The following is a 20,343-nucleotide window of genomic DNA, read 5'->3' on the forward strand; positions in this document are numbered from 1 at the left end:
TCCGACGGCCGGACGTACGCACGCGTGCGAGGGGCGCGCACCGGATTCCGATCCGGTGCGCGCCCCTGTGCGTGCCGCGGGCGTGTCAGCCACCGAGGCCGGGCAGCGTGCCGGCCGGCAGGCCGCCGAGGAGGCCCTTGACCGGGTCGGCGCTGCGGGCTCCGCTCTTCCCGTCGGCCGGCCGCGCCTTGGACACGGCGTCCGTGACCGTCGCCGGCAGGGTGGCGGCGCTGCCGGTGAGGGTGCTCGCCGCGCCGTTCAGCGCCTCGGGGGCACCGGCCGGAAGCTTGCTGACGACGTCCTGCGCGGGCAGCGTCGTGGTGGCGGAGCCGAGCACGGTCGTCAGGTCGGGTACGGCCGGGGCGGCAGGCGCCGCGGAGGCGCTGCCGGCTGCGGCAGCGGCGAAGGCGGCACCGAGGGCGGCGGCACCGAGGGTCTTGGCAGCAGACTGCTTCATGAAGAGAACGTCCTCGCAAACGGGGGATGGGGAGCGGCTCTGCAAGCTAGCCACGCCCCGACTCCGTCGCCAACACGCGGAAGCGGCCGGGAATTGACGTTCCCGGCCGCATGCCTCGCGGTGCGGTCAGCCTCGGGTGGAGGAAGAACCGCTGGTCGTGGCGGTCTGGCGGAACAGCCATTCGGATTTCAGCTCGGCATATCCGGGCTTGATCACGTCATTGATCATGGCAAGGCGTTCGTCGAAAGGAATGAATGCTGATTTCATCGCATTGACTGTGAACCACTGCATGTCGTCGAGCGTGTAACCGAATGCCTCGACCAGGTGCTCGAACTCGCGGCTCATGCTGGTGCCGCTCATCAGCCGGTTGTCGGTGTTGACCGTGGTGCGGAAGTGGAGCTTGCGCAGCAGGCCGATGGGGTGGGCGGCGTACGAGTCGGCCGCGCCCGTCTGGAGGTTGGACGTCGGGCACATCTCCAGCGGGATGCGCTTGTCGCGCACGTACGCGGCGAGCCGGCCCAGCTTGACGCTGCCGTCGGCCGCGACCTCGATGTCGTCGATGATCCGTACGCCGTGACCGAGCCGGTCGGCGCCGCACCACTGGAGCGCCTGCCAGATGGAGGGGAGCCCGAAGGCTTCACCGGCGTGGATCGTGAAGTGGTTGTTCTCGCGCTTGAGGTACTCGAAGGCGTCGAGGTGGCGGGTGGGCGGGAAGCCCGCCTCGGCGCCGGCGATGTCGAAGCCGACGACGCCGTTGCCGCGGTAGCGGTTGGCGAGCTCGGCGATCTCCAGGGCGCGGGCGGCGTGGCGCATCGCGGTGAGCAGGGCGCCGACGCGGATGCGGTGGCCGTTCGCCTTGGCGCGGCGCTCACCCTCGCGGAAGCCGTCGGTGACGGCCTCGACGACCTCTTCGAGGGTCAGCCCCTTCTCCAGGTGCTGCTCGGGGGCGTACCGGACCTCGGCGTAGACGACGCCGTCCTCGGCCAGGTCCTCGGCGCACTCGGCAGCGACGCGGAAGAGCGCGTCACGCGTCTGCATGACGGCGCAGGTGTGCGCGAAGGTCTCCAGGTAGCGCTCCAGCGAACCGGAGTCGGCGGCCTCGCGGAACCAGATGCCGAGCTTGTCGGCGTCGGTCTCGGGGAGTGACTCGTAACCCGCCTCGCGGGCGAGATCGATGATCGTGCCGGGCCGCAGGCCACCGTCGAGGTGGTCGTGGAGCAGCACCTTCGGGGCGCGGCGGATCTGGTCCGCGGTGGGCGTGTTGGGGGTCTCGCTCGTCATCTGCGCACTCTAGCGCCTACGCGCGTAGATCGCCTCTGTCGATACGTAACAGTGACCGTGCGGACGGGTGGAGTACATCTGCCCTTCTGAGACTGTTCTGTCATGGCACAGCAAGCAATCGCGGTTTCCGGGGCCCGGCTGGGCCGGCCGGTCGGAGCGGCCGGGGGCGGTGACCGCACGGTGTGCGGTGTGGTTCTGCTGCTTCCCGCCGGCGAACCGGTGTCGGCGCGCGGACCCTCCCCGCTGGCGTACGCCGGTGTACGGCCGCTGGCGCGGAGTCTGGCGGCGGCGGGACGTGACGAGGGACTCGTGGCACACGTCGTGCGGTATCGCGGACGCGGCTGGAACGGCACGGACGCGCGGCTGGCCGCCGACGCGAAGTGGGCGGCGGACGAGGTCGTACGGCGCTACGGCGACGTGCCGGTGTGTCTGGCGGGGATGGACATGGGCGGCCGGGCGGCGCTGCACGCGGCGGACCACGCGGCCGTCAACTCGGTGCTCGCCGTCGCGCCGTGGCTGCCGGACGACGACGTCGCGGCGGCGGCCGAGCCGGTGAAGCAGCTGGCCGGGCGGCAGGTGCTGATCGTGCACGGCACGAATGACGAGCGTACGGACCCGGAGCTGTCGTACCGGCTGGCGGAGCGGGCCAAGAAGGCCAACCGGGACACGTGCCGCTTCGAAGTGCACTCGGACGGGCACTCGCTGCGGCAGCACCGGCCGGAGGTGCTGGCCCTGGCGGCGGACTTCGTCCTGGGCGCGCTCTTCGGCCGCGGGTACGCGCGGCCGGTGGCCGACGCGCTGGCGGCGCCGCCGCCGCTGGGCCTGCGCATGCCGCTGGCCTCCGGCTTCGGCCACGCGCTACGGCGCTGAAGCGCTCGCGCGGCGCCGCTCAGCTCTCCGGCGCCGCTTCCGCCACCCAGCCGTACGGAAGCTCTCCTCCGTCGAGGGTGATCGCCTCCACCGCGCCCGAGCGCGGGTCGATGTCGGCCGCCACGCCGTCGCCCTCGTACCGGGGGTACCCGGACGCCCCCGTCCCCCCGGTCGCCCGGACGACCGCCGTCCGCAGCGTGGACCCGTGGTCGGGATGGCCGGCGGCATCGGCCGCCCGGGGCTTGATCGCCACCGTGTAGCGGGCGGGCGGCTCGTGCGGCTGCGGCGTGGTGGGCGTAGGCATGGCTTCGACGCTAGCGCCGCCACCGCCGTCCGCGCCGTACGACGCGCGTCCGGCGCACCCCTCTGTCAGGGTCGGACGCATGATCCGTCTGGTCCGCGCCCGCGCCGCGCACTGGCCGACCACCGTGCCCGTGTTCGCCGTCGTACTGCTGGTCTTCGCCTGGGGGCGCGACCTGCCGGGGCCCGTGGTCGCGCTGCTGGCGTGCTTCCTGGCCGGCGCGGTGCTCGCCGCCGTGCACCACGCCGAGGTGGTCGCCCACCGGGTGGGCGAGCCGTTCGGCTCGCTCGTCCTCGCCGTGGCCGTCACGATCATCGAGGTGGCGCTGATCGTCACGCTCATGGCCGACGCCGGCGACAAGAACAGCTCGCTGGCCAGGGACACCGTCTTCGCCGCCGTGATGATCACCTGCAACGGCATCGTGGGCCTGTCGCTCCTCGTCGGCTCGCTGAAGCGGAAGGTGGCGGTGTTCAACGCCGAGGGCACGGGAGCGGCGTTCGCGACCGTCGCGACACTGGCGGGGCTGAGCCTCGCCCTGCCGACGTTCACCACCAGCGCCCAGGGGCCGGAGTTCAGCCCCGCCCAGCTCATCTTCGCCGCCTTCGCGGCCGTGGTGCTCTACGGCCTGTTCGTCATGACGCAGACCTGGCGGCACCGGGACTACTTCCTGCCGATGACCACGCAGGGAAAGGTCATCGACGTGGAGGAGCATGCCGATCCGCCGTCGAAGCGCACCGCGCTCATCAGTCTGTGCCTGCTCGCCGTGTCGCTGGTCGCGGTCGTCGGGCTGGCGAAGGGGGTGTCCCCGACGATCGAGTCGGGGGTGGCGGCGGCCGGGCTGCCCGCCTCGGTGGTGGGTGTCGTGATCGCGCTGCTGGTGCTGCTGCCGGAATCGATCGCCGCCGTACGGGCCGCCAGGCGCGACCGGGTGCAGACCAGCCTGAACCTGGCGCTCGGGTCGGCCATGGCGAGCATCGGGCTGACCATTCCGGCGGTCGCGGTCGCCTCCGTCTGGATGGAGGGGCCGCTGCTGCTCGGGCTCGGCGCCTCGCACATGGTGCTGCTCGCGCTCACCGTGGCCGTCGGCACCCTGACCATCGTGCCGGGACGCGCGACGCCTCTCCAGGGCGGCGTACATCTGGCCCTGCTGGCCGCGTACATGGTGCTCGCCGTCAGTCCGTGACCGGCCCGTGCGTCATTCGGGCAGCAGATGGCCCCGGCGCGACAGCAGGAAGCGCTTGAAGGCCGCCACCGGGGGTGTGTCCGGGTGGCCGTCGAGCCAGGCGACGCCGATCTCGCGCACGGCGCGCGGCGCGGTCACCGTCAGCTCCCTGACGCCGGGCCGGGCCACCGCCGGCGGCGGCAGCAGGGCGACGCCGAGCCCGGCCGCCACCAGGCCCCGCAGCGTCTCCGCCTCCTCGCCCTCGAACGCGACGCGCGGCTTGAAGCCCGCCTCTGCGCACAGGTCGTCGGTGATCCGCCGCAGCCCGTAACCGGGTTCCAGGGTCACGAACGCCTCGTCGGCCGCCTCCGCGAGCCGCACCCGCTTCCGCGTGGCCAGGCGGTGGTCGTCGGGGACGACCAGGCGCAGCCGCTGTTCGTCGAGGCGGCGGGCCACCAGGTCGGGGGCGTCCGGCACGGGTGAGGTCAGGCAGAGATCGAGGTCGCCGGCGCGCAGCCGCTCGATCATGGCCTCGCCGTAGTTCTGGACGAGCTGGAAGCGGACCCGCGGGTGGTCGGCCCGGAAGGCGCGGATCAGCCCCGGGACGGTTTCCGATCCCATGGTGTGCAGGAAGCCGAAGGCGACCTTGCCGGTCGCGGGGTCGGCGTCGGCCCGTACCGACTCCGCCGCTCGCTCGACCTCGGCCAGTGCGCGCTCGACGGTGGTGAGGAAGGTGCGGCCGGCGGGGGTGAGGGAGACGGTACGGCCCTTGCGGGCGAACAGGGCGACCCCCAGGTCCTCCTCCAGCCTCACCATGGCGCGCGAGAGCGTCGACTGCGGGACGGCCAGCTCGTGGGCGGCGCGGGTGACGTGCTCGTGGCGGGCGACCGCCGCGAAGTACGCGAGGCGCGGCGCGAGTACTTGCTGGATGTCTTCTTCGTAACTGCTCGGTGACAGCCGGGGCCGTGAGCTGTGGTTATGCGCCATGGGATTGATTATTCCGCGTTTGTGCATTGGACGCATGAACCTGCTGTGTCTACGTTCGATGCATGCCTCCTGCCAGTACCAAGGCGTCCACCACCCCTGTGGGCGCCGACGCCGTTGTTGTCGAAACCGACTCCCGCCTCGCCCCCTCCTCCCCCGGCTACCGCCGCATGAGCTTCGCGCTCTTCGCCGCCGGGGTGGCGACCTTCGCCCTCCTGTACTCCACCCAGGCGCTGCTGCCGCTGATCTCCGCCGACTTCGGCGCGAGCGCGAGCGCCGCCAGCTGGACCGTCTCGGCCGCGACGGGTGCGCTGGCCCTGTTCGTCCTGCCGATGAGTGCCCTCTCGGAGCGCTTCGGGCGCAGCCGCCTGATGACGCTCTCGCTGACGGTCGCCGTCGCGGTCGGCCTGCTGGTGCCCTTCGCTCCCTCGCTGGAGTGGCTGGTGGCGCTGCGCGCCGTGCAGGGCGCCGCGCTGGCCGGTGTGCCCGCGTCCGCGATGGCGTATCTCGCGGAGGAGGTACGGCCGAAGGCGCTGATCGCGGCGATCGGCCTGTTCGTGGCGGGCAACTCCATCGGCGGGATGAGCGGCCGCATCGTCACGGGCTGGGCGGCGCAGCTGTGGGACTGGCGCGCGGCGCTCGCCGCGGTCGGCGTGCTGGCCGTGGTGTGCGTCGTGGTGTTCCGGCTGATGCTCCCGAAGGCGCGTCACTTCACGCCCGGTTCGCTGAACCCGAAGGCGCTGACGAAGACCGTCCGAGGTCACCTGGCCGACCCGCTGCTGCTGCGCCTGTACGCCATCGGCGCGCTCTTCATGACGGTGTTCGGCGCCGTCTACACGGTGATCGGCTACCGGCTGGTCGAGGCCCCCTTCAGCCTCCCGCAGGGCGTCGTCGGCTCCGTCTTCCTGGTCTACCTCGTCGGTACGGTCTCCTCCGCGGCGGCCGGAAAGCTCGTCGCCCGCCTCGGCCGACGGGGTGCGCTGTACCTGGCGGTGTCCACGACGGCGGCGGGTCTGCTGCTCTCGGTGGCCGACACGCTGGTCGCCGTACTGACGGGTTTGGTACTGATCACCGCCGGCTTCTTCGCGGGTCACGCGGTGGCGTCGTCCTCGGTCAGCCGTACGGCGAAGACAGGACGGGCGCAGGCGTCCGCGCTCTACCAGTCCGCGTACTACCTGGGCAGCAGCGTGGGCGGCACGCTCGGCGCGGTGGCCTTCCACGCCGGGGGCTGGGCGGGCACCGTGCTCCTCGGACTGGTCGCCGTGCTCGGCGTCGTGTCGATCACGCTGTACGGGACCAGGGTCGCCCGGGTCGAGCAGCGCCAGCTCGTGGCGCTGCGGACCAGGAGCACCCTACGCGTGTAAGTCGGTCCCGTGGTGCGGGTTTTCGCAGCTGAGTCATGATTGTCAGTGGGGTCCGGTAACTTCCCGAGAGCTGGTGCCAAAGGCGGCGAGTGGGGTGGACCGATGAGTGATGTCTTGACGACGCAGGACCTGGATTCCCGGCTGGAGAAGCACCGGACGGAGCTCACCGGGTACTGCTACCGGATGCTGGGGTCGGCCTTCGAGGCAGACGACGCCGTGCAGGACACGATGGTCCGGGCCTGGCGCAACTTCGACAAGTTCGAGGGCCGGTCGTCGCTGCGCTCGTGGCTGTACCGCATCGCCACGAACGTATGCCTGGACATGCTCAACGCAGGCAACCGCAGGGCCCGCCCGATGGACCTCACGGCGGCGACCCCGGTCGCGCAGGCCGCGCTCAACTCCCGCCCCGAGATCACCTGGCTGGAGCCGGTGCCGGACGGGCGGGTGCTGCCCTCGACGGCCGACCCGGCGGAGACCGCCGTCTCCCGCGAGAGCGTGCGGCTCGCGTTCGTCGCCGCGCTCCAGCACCTGCCGCCGAAGCAGCGGGCGGTGCTGATTCTGCGCGAGGTGCTGGCCTGGAAGGCGAGCGAGGTCGCCGAGCTGCTGGAGACCACGATCGCGTCGGTGAACAGCGCGCTCCAGCGGGCCCGCGCGACGATCGCCGAGCACGGCTCGCAGGAGACGGACACCGCGAACCCGCTAAACGAGGAACAGAAGAAGCTGCTGGAGCGGTACGTCGCGGCCTTCGAGGGGTACGACATGACCGCCCTGACGGCGCTGCTCCACGAGGACGCCACCCTGTCCATGCCGCCCTACGACCTCTGGCTCCGGGGCCACGACGACATCGTCGGCTGGATGCTCGGCGTCGGCGAGGTCTGCCGGGGGTCGAAGCTGGTCCCGGTCGTGGCCAACGGTACGCCGGCCTTCGCCCACTACCACCCGAGCCAGTCGGGCGACGGCGGCTTCGAGCCGTGGGCGCTCATGGTCATCGAGATCGTGGAGGGCAGGGTCAGCGGGATCACGTCCTTCCTGGACACCAAGCGGTGGTTCCCGCTCTTCGACCTGCCCGAGCATCTGGAAAAGGGCGACGTGGCGCACTGAGGCCGGTACCCCGTACCGCTGATTCCCGCGTACCGATATTCCGGTGAGGCCGGCGATTCGGGCGGCGATCGCCATTCGGTTTATCAGCCGGACGCCCGCCGGGATCACCCCGGATTCCGGCGATAAGGCGACTTTGCCTTAGATCCGTTACTGCCCTCCGGCTGCTGCGTTGAAGGAAGGTGAAGGCCGCAAGCCCTGCGGTCGACCTCTTCATCTCACAAGGAGAACTGATGTCGCACATCGCGAAGGCAGCTGCCCTCATCGCCGGCACCGGCGCCCTGCTGGCCGGCAGCGCCGGTCTGGCCACCGCCGACTCGGGAGCGCACGGTGAGACCGTCAAGAACCCCGGCGTCATCTCAGGCAACGCGATCCAGGTGCCCATCCACATCCCGATCAACCTGTGCGGCAACTCCGTGAACATCGTCGGCCTGCTCAACCCGGCGTTCGGCAACGCCTGCGCCAACATCTCGGAGCACGGCGCCTACGGCCACTGATCCCCCGCTGCACGCCACTGCGGCCTCCCCTTCAGGTACGGGGAGGCCGCAGTCGTGTGTCCGTCAGGCGTAGCGGTAGACGCGGCCGTGGTCGAGGAGCTGCGCGGGTGTGACGTCCCAGGGCGGCATCGGCTCGTGGAGGCTGAAGACCCGCCCGTGCTGCGGATCGGACGCGGGCAGTTTCCTGCGCGGCAGATATCCGGAGTCCGGATGCGCCCGCTGCCAGCGGTCCCAGAGCAGGTCCATGAAGGCGTGGTGGAGCCAGAAAACCGGGTCGTTGGGCGACGTGGCGCCCAGCATCACCCCGCCGACCCAGCGGTGCACCCGGTTGTGGTTGTACGTCGTGGCCGTGCCGCCGCTCCCCCACCCCTCGATCTTGTTCCGGAAGCCCCTGGTCACGGTGGAGTTCCACGGCCCGGCGTCGTACAGCGGGTCGCTCAGCGCCTTCGCCACGTCCTGCCGGGTCGGCAGCGAGACGGGGTCGGACGGCCGGCCGAGGTTGCGGGTGAGGAAGGAGCCGTCCCCGACCCGCGCGCGGATGTTCCAGTTCCCGTTGGCGTGCGCGAACGCCCCCGTCATCACCTTCCCGTCACCGGCCCGGCCGGTGCCCCCGAGGAAGTCCTCGGCCCACAGTGACGAGGCGGGAGAGTTGTCCGTCGTCCAGTCCCAGTACGGAACCGACACCCCCGGATCGACCGCCCGCAAGGCCCGCTCGAACTCCAGGAGGAAACGGCGGTGCCACGGAAAGAAGGAAGGGGTCATGTGACTGGCGCGCGGACCCTCCTCGTCGTCGGTGACGTAGTGCCGGCCGTGCAGCGTCACGAACTCGTCGTAACGCCCCGAGCGCTTGAGCTCCAGGAGTGCGCTGACCAGCCGCTTCTTCTCCGTACGGGTGAGATCTCGCTGGTTCTTTCGGGTGTACACCACTGTCGGCCTCCCGGCTTCAGAGACTGTGCAGGGGAGACGCCGACAGCTGGGCGTCGCCCAGTTCGTCCACGGCGGCGCGCGCCGCGTCGAGCAGCGTCGGGAACGACTCGTAATGGTTCACCAGGCTGAGGTAGCTGCCGTCGGCGCGCCGCATGACGTGCAGCGGCCGGCCGTCGATGCGTACCTCCACGTCCCGTACGGCCGCCACGGTCATCGCGTCGCCGAAGGAACCGGCCCGGCGCGACCTGCCTGCCGCCCCCGCCGGCAGCGCGCCCCGCACGGTCCCCTGGATGTGCCGGCCCCGGTACGTCTCGGCGAACCGCTCGGCGAGGCGCTCCCGCTCCGCTTCCGCCGTCCCGGGGGCCTCCGGGCCGTTCGCCGCGGCCGTCGCGGGCCCCGGCCGTTTGGTGAGGATCGGGGCGAGCGCCCCCGCGGTGCCCGCGATGACGCCCATCGCGAAGCCGCCGCGCAACAGAATGCGGCGGGTCAGGGAACCCCCTCGCGCGGTCGCCGCCCTCCTGCGCGTCATCAGGCCCATGCCGGATACCCCTTGCCCCTCGCGTCGGTCCACTCGTCCGGTGTGCACATGCCTCGGTTCTGACAACGACCCGCCGGCCGAACAGTTCTCGTGGGTGGTGGCGGGCGGGTCGTGGCGGCCGGTGTCCGCAAGGGACGCCGGCCACCGCGTGCGGAGCGTCAGTCCATGAGCAGGGCGGCCGCCGGCGTGCCCTGGAGCACCGGCGTGATCAGCGCGAGCTGCGGCAGGACCGGCTCGGGCTGACCGGCGAGGTCGCCGCGCGGCGCCGACAGCGGCGCGCCCACCGAGGCGCCCGGCGACGACAGCATCACGTCCGAGGCCTCGGAGACGGCACGCAGCGCGCCCAGGCTGCCCTCGCCCAGCGGGTCCTCGACGGGGAGTTCGAACGTGATCTCCGGCAGCTCGGCCGTGAACGGCACGGCCGGCAGGGCGTTCTCCGGTAGCATCCGGCCGGTGACGTAACGCGGCCCGTCGGGTACGCCGGCCACCGGCACCGGCACTCCGGTGCGCAGCTCGGGGGCCTGGACCGGCAGGACCGTCTCCAGGCTCTCCAGCGGCAGGTCGACGGGCGCCGACGTACCGGCGGCGGCGGGAGATACCGCCACCGCGGTCGCGATGCATGCCATGAACGCCGCCGCGACGGAACCTCGGGTGGTCAACTTCATTGGTACGTACGTCCCCTCTGTTTCGCAGACACGCTGTTGCTCTGCAAGAACGAGCCAAACGCCCGAACCAGTGCATAGTTCCCCCGTCCGCAGCAACCAGCTCGGGCCAAAACGGTCGCCCGAGCTCCTGAAGGGTGTGGGTATGACGATCCCGAAGCAGGCGTCCACGCAGCACATGCTGCGGGAGCACAACGCCGATCTCGCCGATCCGCTGTTCTGGCAACTGCCGCGCTCCGAACGGCTGAAAGCCTTCGCGCTGCTGCGCGGTCTCGACGCACCGGTGCGGTTCGGGGACGGTACGGGCTCCCCGCTGAAACCCGGCACGCCAAGCGGGGCGGGAAAGCCGGGGAAGGGCTTCTACGCGCTGGTGAAGCACGCCGACGTCATGGAAGCGAGCCGACAGCCGCGGCTCTTCGCGAGCGCGCCGGGCGTCACCACTCCCGAGCCCGCCGCCTGGGCGAAGGCCGTGTTCGGCAACTCCATGGTCAACATGGACGGCGCCGAGCACGCCACGATGCGCAAGATCGTTTCCCGCGCCTTCACCCCGCGCCTGCTCGCCGCCGCGGAGGAGGACATCCGCGACGTGGCCCGCCGGGTCGTGGACGAGATGATCGCCCGTCGGCCGGGCGACTTCGTGCCGTCGGTCGCCTCCCGCATGCCGTTCGAGGTGATCTGCAACCTGATGGGGATCCCGGAGCGCTACCGGCCGGAGATCGCCGACCGCGTCAACCACGCGTCCGAGAACGTCGGTGTGAAGCGCGGTGTACGCGCCAGGCTGCGGGTGCCGGGACGCGGGCTGCGCGCCCTGGCCCATATGCAGCTCGTCATGGCGAAACTCGCCCGTGAGCGCCGCCGCCACCCCACCGACGACCTGATCTCCGCGCTCGTACGAGCCGACATCGACGGTCAGTCGCTCTCCTCGCGCCAGCTCGGCGCCTTCTTCTCCCTGCTGCTCGTCGCCGGCGTGGAGACCACGCGCAACGCGATCGCCCACGGCCTGGCGCTGCTGACCGACCACCCGGAGCAGCGCGACCTGCTGGTGTCGGACTTCGACCGGTACGCCGACGGGACCGTGGACGAGATCGTCCGCCACTCGACGCCGATCATCCAGTTCCGCCGGACAGTCACGGCCGAATGCGCGCTGGGAGGACGGGAGTTCCGGCCGGGTGAGAAGGTGGTGCTCTTCTACGCCTCCGCCAATCGCGACGAGGCGGTGTTCACGAATCCCGATGCATTCGACATCACCCGCGACCCGAATCCCCATCTGGGGTACGGCGGCGGCGGGCCGCACTACTGCCTGGGGTCACATCTGGCCCGGCAGGAAATGAAGGCGCTTTTCCACGAGTTGCTCACGAGGCCGCGCGATGTGCGGGCGGTGGGAATGCCGGAGCTGGTCGATTCGAACTTCGACAACCGCGTCCGCACGCTGCGTTTCGCGTTCGAGCCCTCCTGACCGGAAAACCGCGCGGCCCGAGGTCTGGCTGACCTCGGGCCGCGCGTCCGGGAAGGCACACTCCCGTGCGACCCCCGTTCAACGATCAGCAGCGGTCCGCGTTACTCCCGCGCCACGGTCGGCGAATTCACCCGAGTGGCCGAGTTCAAGGAGGCCCGCATCGCCAATGGCGTATTGGCGAGCATGCGGACAGCCCATTAGTACGACTTTCTGCCTACTGTCGGACCGTCGGCACGAACGACGGATGGTAGGAGAAGTCATGGCTGAGAGGCGCCGTCTCACCGGCACCTGTATCGGGACGGTTGCCATAAGTCTCGTTGTCGCCGGTGGTGTTCTCGCGGGAGGCGCGGCGGAGGCGGCGCACACCGGAACCCCTCCCCCCGTCCCCGCCGCGCGGCCGGACCCGGGGACACCCCCGGACCCCGGTGCGACCCCCGGTTCGCACGCGGCCGCCGACCCCGGCGCGACCGCCGGTCCAGGTCCGGGCCCCGCTCCGGCCCCGGCGGAGAAGCCGCCGCCCGCCATCGGCGCGTATCTCGACTACGGGCCCGACGGCGTGAAGCGCATGGCCGAGCTGTCGAAGTGGCTGGGCGGCGCGGATCTGACGGTCGGACACACCTACCTACCGGGCGACCGCTGGGAGAACATCGAAGGCCGCGCCGGGTTCCTCCGCTCCTGGGCGGACTGGCGGCGCGGGGCCGAGGACCGGATGTTCGTACTCAACGTGCCCATGCTGGAGGGCAACGAGGAGCGCGTCTCCGACGACGAGGTCCGCGACCTGCTTCAGGAGGGCGCCGCGGGCCGGTTCGACCGCCACTACCGGAAGCTGGCCAAGCGGCTGGTGGACCTGGGCGTGCCGGACACCGTGATCGTCCTCGGCTGGGAGATGAACGGCACCACGTACGCGCACCGCTGCGCCCCCGACCCGGAGGCATGGAAGCGGTACTGGAACCGCATCGTCACGGCGATGCGTGCCGTCCCCGGCCAGAAGTTCCGCTTCGACTTCGCCCCGAACCGGGGCATCGACGCGATTCCGTGGACCGAGTGCTATCCGGGCGACGACGTCGTGGACATCATCGGCATGGACTCGTACGACCAGCCCCCGGGCGACACCTTCGACCAGCAGGTGTCCGATCCGTACGGCTTGCAGGCGCAGGTCGACTTCGCCGCCGAGCACAACAAGGCGATCTCCTACCCGGAGTGGGGGCTCTTCCGCAACGGCGACAATCCGGAGTACATGGAGCGGATGCTCGACTGGATGGCCCGGCACAAGCCGCTCTACCAGACCATCACCGACTACTGCCCGCACGGCGTCTGGCAGTGCGACGAGAACCCCCGGTCGTCCGAGGTCTTCCGCTCCAAGCTGTTCGGCTGGCAGTCGTCCCCCGTGCCGGGGACGCCGCCGTCCGCGCCCCCGGTCCCGTCCCCGCCCCAGACGCCCGCGCCGTCCCCGTCGGCGCCCCCGGAGACCACACCGGCCGACCCGACACCGACCGAGCCGCCCGGCACGCCCGGGTCCGAGAAGTGGTGCGTGCCGGTGAAGATGGGTGAGTGGATCAACAAGTGGGTCCGGGACTTCACGGTCTGCGTGAAGCCCCGCTTCCCGGAGCACTGGAATCCCTGACGGCGGCCGGGGTCCCGGCGCTCCCCCGGGCCATGACGGCGCCGGCCCTGACCGCGCCGTCCGCCCGCCAGCTGTTCACCCGGTCACGCCAGTCCCGCGCGGCGGGAAAGCGCGTGGTCACGGTCTCGGCGGCCCGGTCCCGCACGGTCACCTGCGACGCGCGTACGCGCAGCAGGGGTTCCAGGCCGGACCGGGCCAGCAGCAGCCGCTGGTTGGTGACCTCCTGGGGCCGCCAGTGGTTCTTGTACGGTTCCGAGCCGCGCAGCAGACTCAGTACGCCGCGGCCGGACCCCGCGGCCAGATGTGCCTCGTGGCGCAGCAGCATCGTCGTGACGTCCACCTTCTTGTCCCGGAGGCCGGGGTCGGCCCCGTACAGGTAGCCGCCGGACAGCAGACCGGACTGGAGGGTCATGCTCACGGCCACCACCTCGCCGTCCAGCCGGAACTCCGTGACGGCGGCGTCACCGTCGCCCACCATCCGCCGGCCCGCGCGCATCAGGTGCTCGGCGAAACGCGGCCTGAGGTGCTCCACGTTGACGCCCCGGCCCCGCCACTGGAGCTCGTGCAGACGCAGGAGACGGGCGACGGCGCCGGGCACTTCGGACTCGGGGACTTCGCGCTCCTCGATCCCCAGGGCGTCGATCTTGCGCAGCTTGGCCCGTACGCGCTGGGCGCGGCTGCTCTGCATCCGCTTCACGAGGTCGTCGATCGGCTCGGCGGGCAGCTCCATGCAGGTGGAGTCCGTGAGGCGGGCCCTGGCGCCGGTCCATCGCTCGTACAGCAGCTCGGCCGCCGCCCCCGGCCGTACCTCCCGCAGGTCGACGACCGCCTGCCGGGCCGCCCGGTCGAGCCCCCGTTCCAGTGCGGTGACCGCGCTCTGCGCCTCCTCGTCGTCGATCAGCACGTCGGAGAAGTCGGAGATCGCGCCGCCGATGGGCACGAGCAGCGGCATCGGGCGGTGCACGAGCATCAGCGGCGCGGCACCGATCAGCCGGCCGTCACGGCGGGCGAGTACGACACGGAGCCGGCCGTTCGTTCCGTACGAGAGCCACCACGAGTGGAGCCAGGCGTGGCTCTGGAACGGGGTGGCGGACGCGCAGCGGCGGTGGAGTGCGTCCCACTCCGGCCGGAGCCGCGCGAACCGGGCGGGGTCGCGGCACAGGGTGACGGTGAGGCCCCGGCCGTGGGGGCGGGCGGGGGCGTGGGGGCGGTGCTCGCCCTCGCCGGGGGTGTGGCTCCGGTGGGTCGCGTCCTTCATCACACGAGCTCCCGTTCCGCGTGGGCGCCGGGCTCGGTGTGCGCCGTGGGGGCGGGCACCTGAGCCGAAGCGGTCCTGCGGGGGCGCCTCGGCCGTACGAGAAGGGCCAGACCGCCGAGGAGGCCGCCCGCGCACCCGCCCACGGCCGCGCTGACCGGGACGGAGGGGGACGTCGGCTCGGTCGGCGTGAGCGCCCGGGAGAAGACGAGCAGCTTGACGCCGGTGTTCTTGGAGACGTGGTTGCTGCTGACGAACACGGCTTCCGCGACGGCGTTGGCGATGTCCGCCGCCACGGCGGGCCCGGTGGCCGTACCGGTGATCGCGATCATCGGTGAGTCGGGCGACGTCTCTGTGCTGACCTGCGTACGGAGCGCCTTCGGCGGCACTCCCGCCGCCACCCGCGCGTACGCGAGAGTGGAGTCGCTGGTCGTGATCCGGCCGTACGCCTGGGCGTAGCCGAGGGCCGCGGTGGGGTCGGTGCCCTTGGCGGGGACGGCCACCACATAGCTGGTCGCGGCGTACTCCGGGGTCTTCATGGCGCCGTACGACGCTCCGCACACGGTGCCGAGCACGGCGCACACGGGGACCGGCCACCAGACGGGCAGGCGGGCGGTGCCGAGGTGCGGTTTGATCTTTGTGAGGAGCCGGCCGATCCGGCCGTGGGCGGCGGGCTGCTGCTCGGGGGACTCGGTCATCGTCGTACTTCTCTCCTGGTCGGGGGAGCGGAGTCGAGGGCGTGTGCGTACACGTCCATGAGCCGTGCGCTGCTGCGGGCGATGTCGTAGTGGCCGACGGCGGGCGGCGGCGGCAGCCGGCGTGCTCCGGCCTCCATCCGGTGCCGAAGAGCCGCCGTCAGCTCGCCGACGCTGTCGCTGATGCGCCGGGCGCCGGGCGCGTGGCCGGGTGGCAGGTCGTCGACGGCGGGGCAGGCGCGGTGGAGTACGGGCAGCCCCGCGGCCAGTGCCTCGACCACGGCCAGGCCGAATGCCTCCTCGCGTGACGTCGACACGAAGACGTCGACGGCGCAGAGCAGTTCGGGGACCTGGAGGCGGGGTGCGCCGGTGGCGAAGTGGCCGTGGGAGGGCGGTTGCGGGCCGGGGCGGTACGGGGCCGCGTTGTCGCATTCGCCGAGGAAGCGGATGCGGTCCGTGGCTCCCAGCCTCGCGGTCAGCGTGCGCAGCGCGTCCCTCTCGGGGCCGTCGCCGGCCAGCAGGAGCCACGCGCCCGGCAGCGCCGCCACCGCGCGGACCAGCACGTCGAACCGCTTTCCCGGGACGATCCTGCCGACGCCGCCGACCACGAACGCGTCGGCGGGGATGCCGAGCCGGGCGCGGGTGGTGCTGCGGCGCTCGGCGTCGAAGCGGTAGCGCGCGGCGTCGATCCCGTTGGGGACGACGTGGATCCGCGCGGCCGGTACGCCCCAGTCGCGCAGCCGTTCCGCCACCGTCCTGGACACGGCGACCGTCGCCGAGCCGAGGCGTTCCGTCCCCAGGTACAGGGCGCGGGCGCCACGGGTGAGCGGGCGGCCCTCGATCTCCGCCTGCCCGAGGGAGTGCTCGGTGGCGACCGTGGCCCTGACGCCGGCCAGCCGGGCGGCGATCCGGCCATAGACGCAGGCGCGGTACAGGTGGGTGTGGACCAGGTCGTACTTTCCGCGGCGGACCAGCCGGGTCAGCGCGGGCAGTGCGCCGAGGTCCCGGTTGCCCCTCATCCCCAGGTGCGCGACGCGGACGCCGTCCGCGCGCAGCCCGTCGGCCACCGGGCCGGGGTTCGTCAGCGTCACAACGTCGCAGTGGACCGGCAGGTGACGCAGCAGCAGGCGCAGTTGCTGCTCGGCTCCCCCGACACCGAGTCCGGTGATGACGTGCAGCGCCTTCATCGGGCGGCGCCGGGCAGGGGGAAGCCGTGCCGCAGGCGCTTGGCCCACAGACGCAGGCCCCGGTCGGCGTGGCTGATGTGCGTGCGGGGCAGGGCGTACGGGCCGAGGAGGGGGCCGGGGCTGATCGCGAAGCCGTACGTGTATCCGGCGGCGCGTACCGCGTCGATCGCCTCGGGGCCGACTTCGCCGTACGGGTAGCAGAAGCTGTCCGGGGCCGTGCCGGTGATCTCCCGGATCAGCTCGCGGCTGTGCAGCGTCTCCCGGCGCAGTACCGCTGCGGGCAGGCCGGGCAGGCGCCGGTGGTACAGGCCGTGGGAGCCGATCTCCATGCCGGCGTGCGCCACCGCCCGGATCTCGTCCTCCGTCAGCAGCCGCTTCCTCGGGCCCAGCGGGTCCCACCCGTTGGCGCCGCCGCAGCGGCCGGGCAGCACGAACACCGTGGCGGTGAAGGCGTGCCGGCGCAGTACCGGAAGCGCCTCGTGCAGGAAGTCGGCGTACCCGTCGTCGAAGGTCAGCCCGACCAGGCGGGCCGCACGGCCCTGCGCTCCGGCGCGGAGCAGCGTGCCGACGTCGACTCCGGTGAGACCGCGCCGGCGCAGCCAGGCCAGTTGGCGGTCGAGCCGGTCACGGGCGACCGTGATGCCGTACGGGTCGTCCGCCGGGTCGCCCACCGAGTGGTACATGAGGATCCACGGCGCGCCGTGGGGTGAGTCGGGTGCGTGGGGTACGTGGCGTCCCGCGCGTCTGCGGCGTCCGTGGCGTCCGGGCAGCGGGTGTTCGGTGGTGCGGGTCGCCGTTTCAGCGGCCATGACGGAACCTCTGTCGGATGAGGGCCAGCAGATGGACGACCTCCGGGGCTCGGACGGCGAGCCCGCAGAGGACGAATGCGGTGGGGACCAGGACGCAGCCGGCCGCCACGCTCGCCGCCGGGGCGGCGATCAGCGGTGCGGCCAGCCAGCCCGCCGCGCCCGCCGCGGCCGCCGCGGCCGCGAGGCGGGCGAGGGAGGCGATGACGGCCCGGACCCGGATGGGGACCACGCGGGAGCCGAGGCCGCCGAGGAGGAGCAGCGCCGTCGTGCTGATGCCGATGGCGTTGGCCGCCGCGATGCCGTGTACGCCGAAGGGGCCTGCCGCGGCCGCGCCGGCCGCGGTGGTGACGACCAGGCCCGCCGCCATGGCTGCGGCCGGGTACCAGGTGGGCCGGCCGGCGGAGAAGAACGGCCTGCTCAGGGCGCCCACCAGGCAGTGGCCCAGGAGTCCGGCCGCGTACACGCGCATGACGGTCGCGGTGGTGGCCGTGTCCCGGGCGTCGAACGCGCCGCGCTCGAAGAGGACTTCGATGATCTGCGGCGCGTAGCCGATGACCATCGCCGTACCCAGGAGTACGACCAGACCGGCCAGGGCCAGGTCTCTTTCGACCCTGAGCCGGGCTCCCTCCTCGTTCCCTTCGGCCATCGCGCGGGCCACCACCGGGTAGGTCACCGTGCAGATCATGAGGGACAGGACCATCGGCATCTGCGCGACCTTCTGCGCGTAGTTCAGGTGCGAGATGGCGCCGCCGGGGAGCGGTGACGCGAGGAAGCGCTCCACCAGGACCTGGGCCTGGCGGCCCACCGCGAAGAGGACCACGGGGGCCAGGACCGCTGTGGCCAGGAGTGGCGGGGCGGAGAGGGCGGGAGCCGTGGGGAGGGCCGGAGTGGTGGGGAGGGCCGGAGTGGTGGCGGGGTGCGGAGTGGTCCTGGTCAGGTGCAGGAAGGTGGGGAGCTGCATGAGGATCATCAGGGCGCTGCCCACCGCCACGCCGGCCGCGGCGGCTCGTACGCCCCAGAGGTGGTGCAGCGTCAGCGTCGTGACGATGATGCCGACGTTGTACGCGGCGTAGACGCCGGCCGGCTGCCAGAACCTGCCGTGGGCGCGCAGGGCGGCGCTGAAGTATCCGGTGATGCCGAAGGTCAGTACGGTCACGGCCGTCAGACGGGTGCACTCCACGGCCAGCGCCGGGTCGCTGAAGCCCGGCGCGAGGACGCGTACCACCCAGGGCGCGCCCAGGATCAGGAGGCCGGCCACGCAGGACAGCACGGCGAAGAGGCGGGGAAGCGTGGCCAGCACCAGTGCTCTTACCGCGTCGTCCGGCAGGTCGGGGTCTCGCGTGCGCTGGGCCGCGCGGTGGGCCAGGGCGTGGCTGAAGGCGGGGACCAGGATGAGCGCCATCGCGTCCTCGATCAGGAGGGTGGCGGCCATCTCGGGCACGGTCCAGGCGATCAGGAAGGCGTCGCTGTCCACGCTCGCGCCGAAGAGGTGGGCGATGGTCTGGTCCCGTACGAGGCCCAGGAGTGCGCTCGCGGCGGTCAGGGCGGCGGTGACGGCGGCGGCGCGCGCCAGGAAGCGGCCGAGCTTCGGGGCGTGTCGTTGCGGGGGGCGTGGTCGCGGGGGTGCGGGGGCCGGTGCCGCGCCGGCGCGGGGGCGCCGAACGGCCGGCAGGGTGCTTTCCCCCGGCTCGTCGCGTTCGACGCCCTGCGGGGAGCGGCCCGGCACTTCCGCTCCCGGCACGGTGGCGTGCGAGGCCGCCCGTTCCGGTGCCGCCCCGGGGTGCGAGCGTGGGTGAGTGGTCACCCGCTCCGGTGCCGTCGTGGGGGTCGGGGGGTGGTGCGTGGCGTCTGTCATGGGGTCGGCTCCTCCGCGGGGGCCAGAGCCCACCAGGCCGCCAGGCCCAGGATGATTCCGGTGAGGACGGTCGAGGGGCCGCCGATGTCGGCGTACAGGAAGTCGACCGTCTGCCAGACCGTCAGGCCCACCGCCGCCAGTCCGCAGTCCGCCGCGCTGCCCGAGGTCCTGCGGGTCAGTCTGCGCACCCCCGCCGCCAGGACCGCCGCCCATGCCCCGACGAAGGCCGTGAGGCCGATCAGTCCCTGTTCGCTGAGGACCAGCAGGTACATGTTGTGCGGGGAGAGCAGGGGCTGCTTGTGGAAGGTCTGGCCCGCGCCCGCCGTGTCGCTGCCCGAGGAGAGGCCGATCGACGCGTGTGCGTCCCGGTGGGCGGGGAAGCCCTTGAGGCCCACTCCGGCGGCCGGGCGGTCCTGCCACATGCTCGTCGCGGCGGCCCACATCGTGTACCGGTCGTTGACGGAGCGGTCGGGGGCGTCCGTCACCTGGGTGATGCTGGTGAGGCGTTCGGAGATCATCTCCGAGCCGACGCCGAAGCCGCCGACCAGGACGACGGCCGCCGCGGTGAGGGCGGTCAGGGCTTTCGCCGCCTGGCGCGGACCCGTCAGCAGGATCATGGCGAGCGCCGCCAGCAGCGTCGCGATCCACGCTCCCCGGCTGAAGGACACGGCCAGGGGGATCACGAGGGCCACCGCGGTCGTGATCGCGCAGGGGCGCAGCCAGGCGGGGGCGTCCGGTGGGCAGCGGAGTGCGACGGCCAGGGCTGCCAGCAGGCCGTACGAGACCACCGTTGCCATTCCCATGACGTCGGTGGGGCCGAAGGTGCCCACCGCCCTGATGTCCTCGCCCATGTACGACGCGCCCGTGCCGGTGACGTACTGGTGGACGCCTGTCGCCCCTTGCGCCAGTGCCAGGGCCGCCAGGGCGCCGGTGATGACGCGGAAGTGCTGCGGGGTGCGCAGGAGCAGGAGGACCGCCGCCGGGACCAGCACGAAGACCTGGAGGTAGCGGACGAAGCCGGTGAGGGCCGCCGTCGGGTCCGTGGCCGTCGCGGTGGCCACGGCGATACCGAGGGCGGGGGCGCCCAGGACGAGAGCGGCGGCGGGTGTGAGCGGACGCCTGCGCAGGTGCAGTACTGCGGCGAGGGCGCAGAGCACCAGGGCGCAGGAGGCCAGGTCCGCCGGTGTGACGTTGGCGGACGTGCCCGCGCCCGCTGTCTGGACGGGTACCGCCAGCAGCAGCACCGTCGCGATCAGGGGCAGGAGTGGCAGGCCGCGGACGCGCGGGGGCGGCAGCGGTGTCGTCCACAGGGCGGTCATGC

At 72.3% G+C, this 20,343-nt stretch carries 20 protein-coding genes; 7 read left to right on the forward strand and 13 right to left on the reverse strand.

Features of this window, described 5'->3' with window-relative positions; translation table 11 throughout:
- Positions 1-85: 85 nt before the first annotated feature.
- Together AS594_RS13375 and AS594_RS13380 are read right to left on the reverse strand one after the other, a co-directional pair.
- Positions 86-457: a hypothetical protein gene (locus tag AS594_RS13375; RefSeq protein ID WP_069927258.1), complete on the reverse strand. Its 372-nt coding sequence runs from the start codon at positions 455-457 to the stop codon at positions 86-88.
- 126 nt (positions 458-583) lie between these two features.
- Positions 584-1,738 (reverse strand): adenosine deaminase, encoded by a 1,155-nt coding sequence (locus AS594_RS13380; RefSeq protein WP_069927259.1) that lies wholly within the window; start codon positions 1,736-1,738, stop codon positions 584-586.
- A gap of 102 nt (positions 1,739-1,840) precedes the next feature.
- On the opposite strand from AS594_RS13380, the gene AS594_RS13385 reads away from it, so the two are divergent.
- Positions 1,841-2,608: an alpha/beta hydrolase gene (locus tag AS594_RS13385; RefSeq protein ID WP_069927260.1), complete on the forward strand. Its 768-nt coding sequence runs from the start codon at positions 1,841-1,843 to the stop codon at positions 2,606-2,608.
- A gap of 19 nt (positions 2,609-2,627) precedes the next feature.
- On the opposite strand, the gene AS594_RS13390 is transcribed toward AS594_RS13385, so the two are convergent.
- Positions 2,628-2,912: a hypothetical protein gene (locus tag AS594_RS13390; protein WP_069927261.1), complete on the reverse strand. Its 285-nt coding sequence runs from the start codon at positions 2,910-2,912 to the stop codon at positions 2,628-2,630.
- A 79-nt stretch (positions 2,913-2,991) separates the two neighbouring features.
- On the opposite strand from AS594_RS13390, the gene AS594_RS13395 reads away from it, so the two are divergent.
- A complete protein-coding gene (locus AS594_RS13395) occupies positions 2,992-4,092 on the forward strand; it encodes a calcium:cation antiporter (RefSeq protein WP_069927262.1) in 1,101 nt (366 codons plus the stop codon).
- 12 nt (positions 4,093-4,104) lie between these two features.
- On the opposite strand, the gene AS594_RS13400 is transcribed toward AS594_RS13395, so the two are convergent.
- The gene (locus tag AS594_RS13400) at positions 4,105-5,058 is read right to left on the reverse strand and encodes a LysR family transcriptional regulator (RefSeq protein ID WP_069927263.1); all 954 of its coding nucleotides are present in this window, start codon (positions 5,056-5,058) and stop codon (positions 4,105-4,107) included.
- 62 nt (positions 5,059-5,120) lie between these two features.
- Here AS594_RS13400 and AS594_RS13405 point away from each other — a divergent pair, with 62 nt between their 5' ends.
- From AS594_RS13405 to AS594_RS13415, 3 genes are all read left to right on the forward strand, one after another.
- Entirely contained in the window at positions 5,121-6,419 is a 1,299-nt protein-coding gene (locus tag AS594_RS13405) for an MFS transporter (RefSeq protein ID WP_069927264.1), read from the forward strand.
- A gap of 102 nt (positions 6,420-6,521) precedes the next feature.
- Positions 6,522-7,520 (forward strand): sigma-70 family RNA polymerase sigma factor, encoded by a 999-nt coding sequence (locus AS594_RS13410; RefSeq protein ID WP_069927265.1) that lies wholly within the window; start codon positions 6,522-6,524, stop codon positions 7,518-7,520.
- 230 nt (positions 7,521-7,750) lie between these two features.
- The gene (locus tag AS594_RS13415; protein WP_069927266.1) at positions 7,751-8,014 is read left to right on the forward strand and encodes a chaplin; all 264 of its coding nucleotides are present in this window, start codon (positions 7,751-7,753) and stop codon (positions 8,012-8,014) included.
- A 63-nt stretch (positions 8,015-8,077) separates the two neighbouring features.
- Here the strand turns inward: AS594_RS13415 and AS594_RS13420 are convergent, their stop codons facing one another.
- The 3 genes from AS594_RS13420 to AS594_RS13430 all read right to left on the reverse strand — a co-directional run bounded on the left by AS594_RS13420 (position 8,078) and on the right by AS594_RS13430 (position 10,144).
- Positions 8,078-8,938 carry a tyrosinase family protein gene (locus tag AS594_RS13420; protein ID WP_069930494.1) on the reverse strand — a complete coding sequence of 287 codons (861 nt, stop codon included), beginning with the start codon at positions 8,936-8,938 and terminating at the stop codon, positions 8,078-8,080.
- 19 nt (positions 8,939-8,957) lie between these two features.
- A complete protein-coding gene (locus tag AS594_RS13425) occupies positions 8,958-9,479 on the reverse strand; it encodes a tyrosinase cofactor (protein WP_240509002.1) in 522 nt (173 codons plus the stop codon).
- A 158-nt stretch (positions 9,480-9,637) separates the two neighbouring features.
- Positions 9,638-10,144, reverse strand: a complete 507-nt coding sequence (locus AS594_RS13430; RefSeq protein ID WP_069932921.1) for a hypothetical protein — start codon at positions 10,142-10,144, stop codon at positions 9,638-9,640.
- Positions 10,145-10,286: 142 nt separating this feature from the next.
- Between AS594_RS13430 and AS594_RS13435 the strand changes: the two genes are divergently transcribed.
- Positions 10,287-11,597 (forward strand): cytochrome P450, encoded by a 1,311-nt coding sequence (locus tag AS594_RS13435; RefSeq protein ID WP_069927268.1) that lies wholly within the window; start codon positions 10,287-10,289, stop codon positions 11,595-11,597.
- Positions 11,598-11,856: 259 nt separating this feature from the next.
- Positions 11,857-13,221 carry a glycoside hydrolase family 26 protein gene (locus AS594_RS13440; protein WP_069927269.1) on the forward strand — a complete coding sequence of 455 codons (1,365 nt, stop codon included), beginning with the start codon at positions 11,857-11,859 and terminating at the stop codon, positions 13,219-13,221.
- On the opposite strand, the gene AS594_RS13445 is transcribed toward AS594_RS13440, so the two are convergent.
- From AS594_RS13445 to AS594_RS13470, 6 genes are read right to left on the reverse strand one after another with little or no spacing between them, the layout of a single operon-like run.
- Positions 13,175-14,479 (reverse strand): GNAT family N-acetyltransferase, encoded by a 1,305-nt coding sequence (locus tag AS594_RS13445; RefSeq protein ID WP_079148211.1) that lies wholly within the window; start codon positions 14,477-14,479, stop codon positions 13,175-13,177. The two genes, AS594_RS13440 and AS594_RS13445, sit on opposite strands and share 47 nt — an antisense overlap.
- Positions 14,479-15,174 (reverse strand): YveK family protein, encoded by a 696-nt coding sequence (locus AS594_RS13450; protein WP_069927270.1) that lies wholly within the window; start codon positions 15,172-15,174, stop codon positions 14,479-14,481. Before AS594_RS13450 ends, AS594_RS13445 begins: the two co-directional genes overlap by 1 nt.
- Positions 15,171-16,358, reverse strand: a complete 1,188-nt coding sequence (locus tag AS594_RS13455) for a glycosyltransferase (RefSeq protein WP_069927271.1) — start codon at positions 16,356-16,358, stop codon at positions 15,171-15,173. Before AS594_RS13455 ends, AS594_RS13450 begins: the two co-directional genes overlap by 4 nt.
- Positions 16,355-17,167, reverse strand: coding sequence for a polysaccharide deacetylase family protein (locus AS594_RS13460; RefSeq protein ID WP_079144631.1), 813 nt, complete (start codon positions 17,165-17,167; stop codon positions 16,355-16,357). The genes AS594_RS13455 and AS594_RS13460 overlap by 4 nt, the downstream gene beginning before the upstream one ends.
- Positions 17,157-19,022, reverse strand: a complete 1,866-nt coding sequence (locus AS594_RS13465; protein WP_079144630.1) for a lipid II flippase MurJ — start codon at positions 19,020-19,022, stop codon at positions 17,157-17,159. The genes AS594_RS13460 and AS594_RS13465 overlap by 11 nt, the downstream gene beginning before the upstream one ends.
- Positions 19,019-20,341 (reverse strand): O-antigen ligase family protein, encoded by a 1,323-nt coding sequence (locus AS594_RS13470; RefSeq protein WP_069927272.1) that lies wholly within the window; start codon positions 20,339-20,341, stop codon positions 19,019-19,021. The genes AS594_RS13465 and AS594_RS13470 overlap by 4 nt, the downstream gene beginning before the upstream one ends.
- Positions 20,342-20,343 lie beyond the last annotated feature (2 nt).

The sequence above is a fragment of the Streptomyces agglomeratus genome, assembly GCF_001746415.1.
Taxonomy (GTDB): Bacteria; Actinomycetota; Actinomycetes; order Streptomycetales; family Streptomycetaceae; genus Streptomyces; species Streptomyces agglomeratus.